The organism is Duganella vulcania (assembly GCF_009857655.1).
GTDB classification, from domain to species: Bacteria; Pseudomonadota; Gammaproteobacteria; order Burkholderiales; family Burkholderiaceae_D; genus Rugamonas; species Rugamonas vulcania.
In genome coordinates, this window is the sequence record NZ_WWCX01000203.1 from 1 (window position 1) to 3,168 (window position 3,168).

General features: G+C 69.4%; 4 protein-coding genes. All 4 read right to left on the reverse strand.

Annotation, left to right across the window (positions count from 1 at the left end; translation table 11 throughout):
* The coding region (locus GTP90_RS35175) for a hypothetical protein (protein ID WP_161087853.1) at positions 1 to 592 on the reverse strand (592 nt) is incomplete at its 3' end.
* Positions 593 to 650: 58 nt separating this feature from the next.
* Complete coding sequence (locus tag GTP90_RS35180) at positions 651 to 2,000, reverse strand: hypothetical protein (RefSeq protein ID WP_161087854.1); 1,350 nt, start codon at positions 1,998 to 2,000, stop codon at positions 651 to 653.
* A gap of 180 nt (positions 2,001 to 2,180) precedes the next feature.
* Entirely contained in the window at positions 2,181 to 2,708 is a 528-nt protein-coding gene (locus GTP90_RS35185; protein ID WP_161087855.1) for a hypothetical protein, read from the reverse strand.
* A 44-nt stretch (positions 2,709 to 2,752) separates the two neighbouring features.
* The coding region (locus GTP90_RS35190; protein ID WP_161087856.1) for an Hpt domain-containing protein at positions 2,753 to 3,168 on the reverse strand (416 nt) is incomplete at its 5' end.

Consider the following 3,168-nt stretch of genomic DNA (forward strand, 5'->3'; position numbering starts at 1 on the left):
CCAGCGCCGCCGCGCCCAGCGCCAGGATCGCCAGCGTGCCGGGCTCGTCGACCTGCAGGATCAGCACCGGGATCTCGCTGAGCGCCACCGGGATCGGATTGCCGTCCGCGTCGCCCAGCAGGATGCTGTCGGCGAACAGGAAGGTGTTGGCGGGCGCCGGCAAGCTCGGAAAGCCCACCTGGAACGCCAGCGTCGCCAGCCGGAAACTGTCGCCCTGCAGCGCGTCCAGCGTCACGCCGTCGAGCAGCGACACTTCATCGAGCCGCAGCAGGCCCGGCGTGCTTTGGTCGGCGACGGCCAGCGCCTCGGCGCCGCCGTCGGTGCGGCCCAGCGCCGTGCCCCAGCTGGACGGCGGCCCGGCCAGGTAGGACAGCAGGTCCGGATCGTAGTACAGGTCCAGGTGGTAGGCGCCCAGTTCGGTGCTCAGGCCGCCCGACTGCAGGCCGGCGATGGCCACGTCCACCACCACCTCGCCGCCGGGCGCGATCTGGTAGCCGCCGCGCGGCGTCAAGGTGATCTGCAGCGCTTGCGCCGGCGGCAAGGCGCCCAGGCATGACAGGCCGAGCAGTGCCGCACACATCAGTTTTTTCATGATAGTCTCCCGCAAAAATGAGCTAGCCGGCCGCGCGCGGCCGGCACGGTGGTCCTGCCTACTTGGCGCACAACGCCCGGGTGCAACTGCCGACCAGCTTGCGCACGTCGAGCACGGTGATCCGGCCGTCGCGGTCGAGGTCGCGCGGGTCGTCCGGTCCCGACGCCAGGGTGTTCAGGCTGAGCAGCAGGATGTTGAGGTCGTCCCGGTCGATCACGCCATCATTGTTGAGGTCGCCCACCGGGGCGCCGGCGACGGTGTAGGTGAGGCGCAGCTCGGAGTAGTCGACCATGGTGTCGTCGACCGTGAGCACGTCCAGGCGCTGGTCGGTCTGCAACATCGTCAGCAGGTCGGCCACCCGGTCGGGCTGCCCGATGAACGGCACCGGCGAGGAGAAGTTGCGCAGCGGCGTCTTGGCGAGGTTCCAGACCAGCTCGTAGACGGCGCCGCGCTGGGGCGAAAAGCCCAGCAGGTCGTGCAGCGCGATCACGGTGCGGGCCTCTTCGCCGGCCACCGTCGCGCTCTGGTTGTACAGGATGACGTCGTTCTGGACCAGGTCGCCCGTCATCTTGACGCGCAGCCTGACGGTGGCCGAGGTCACGATCGCGTTGGCGGGCAGGTCGAGGAAGTGCGTCAGCCCGACCGACTGGTTGACCGCCGGCTGGTCCAGCTCGACGGGCGGGGCGGCCACCAGGTTCTCCAGCATGGCCAGCACATGGGCCGACTTGGGCGCGTCGTCGGCGGCGTCGCCGCCGTGGAAGTCGTCCTTGTCGCCGACCAGGCTGACCGTGTCGGGCGTGCGCGCCACCAGCACGGTTTGCGGGGAGGCGGCGAGGTTGTAGGTGTCGAAGAACAGCCAGTGGTAGACGCCGGTGTCGACCGCCTGGATGTCAATCTGGTTGGCGCCGGCGTGCAGCGCGGGGGTCAGATCCATCGCCACCACTTCGGGCTGGTTGTTGCTCATCTTGTGGTCGCCGAGCACATAGCTGCCGATCGTGATGCCGTTGACCTTCAGCGTCAGCTCGTCGTCGGCCGCCACCAGCGCGACGATCTGCGGCACCGGTCCGGACGGCAGGTCGAGCTGGTGGCGGAAGTACGCGGTGGTGGGGCCGCTGCTCGGGCCTGGCGTGCCGGGGCCGGGCCAATACCACATCAGGTCGGCATGCACGCCTTGCGGGTTCAGCGCCGGATTGGGCATGGTGACGGGATTGGGGAAGGGCGCGTAGGCCGGTATCCAGCCGTCGATGCCGTTGGCGCTGGCCTGCCAGCCGGGTCCGCTGAGCAGGTCGGTGCGCGGCGTGGCCGCGCCGGCCTGGACCGGCAACAGGCCGGCCAGCGCCAGCGCGATGGCGCCGCATAGACGCCAGGTCGCCGTGCGTGTCGCGATGCTCCTTGCAAAAGTACTCATGATGTCGTCTCCGCAGTTGCTGCGTGTGTCCGGTGGGACAGTTCCGCAGGCAGGACTGGCCTGCGGCCTTGGACGACGCAAGAATGACGCCATGACGCGCAAGCGTTTGATTCTTATCGGAGATTCCAGGGAGCACGCGCTGCGTGAGCAGGCAGTGTCAACTGGACCGACATGCGGCGCCTAGGGTGCGGGGCCGCGCTCCTCGTCGAGCGCGCGGGCGATATGCCGGCGGATGGCGCCGCTGGCCTTCATCCGCGCCAGGATCTCCGCCAGGCGCGGCAACGGCCGCAGGATCTGCTCCAGCCGCGCCTTGAACGTGGAGTAGCCGCTGCGGGACTGCACCCGGTAGGACGTGCCCTTCAGGCTGTCCCAGCCGCTGATCTTCAAGTCCGGAATGCGGGTGAAGGCCACCACCCGGAACGACACCAGCGGCTCGTCCACGCGGACCAGGTTCGGCCTTTTGTCGCCGTAGGTGTAGGCCCGCCCGACCTCGCCGTCGATCTTGCCGGATTCGGCCTCGATGGCGCCGCGCACGTCGGCGTCCATGTTCAACTGCTGGAAGGCGTCCGCGCAGATCAGCGCCAGCACCCGTGGCGCGTAGCTGGTCTCCCTGGGGTAGGGATGGGCCAGCAGCATCGTGTCGCGCGCGCCGCCCGCCGGTCCTTGCAGCAGGCCGAGGCACAACATCAATAGGGTGGAAGTTCTCACGGCCGGTCCTGTCGCGGGACATGGAACGGGACGCCGCTTTCATTCTACTCCCTGGTCGCTTGCATCGCCGGTTTATGCGCCTCGATTTGCCGCTGGATGGCCTCCAGGCAGGCCGGCAGCCGGGCGGCCAGGTCGCGCGCCTGCCGCAGGTTGCCCTCGGCACGCGTGGCTTCCAGCGCGCGTCCCAGATCGGCCAGGCCCGTGGCGCCGGCCGCGCTGGCGGTGGATTTGATGCGGTGTCCCAGCATGCCCACGCCGGCGCTGTCCTCCTGCTCGATGGCCACCTTGATCTCCACGATGGCCTGGCGCAGCGAGTCGATGAAGGCATCGATGTAGCGCTCCAGGCGTTCCGGGTTGGCGGCGCAGAGGCTGGCCAAGACCGACGGGTCGAAATCATCCGGCCCCGGCGGCACGGCCGGCGCCAGCTCCGCGCCCAGCGAGCGTGCATACAGCCGCAGGT

Bases quoted from the DNA above. Each gene is read 5' to 3' on its own strand.
- GTP90_RS35180 (WP_161087854.1), bottom strand. From the start codon at position 2,000: ATGAGTACTTTTGCAAGGAGCATCGCGACACGCACGGCGACCTGGCGT.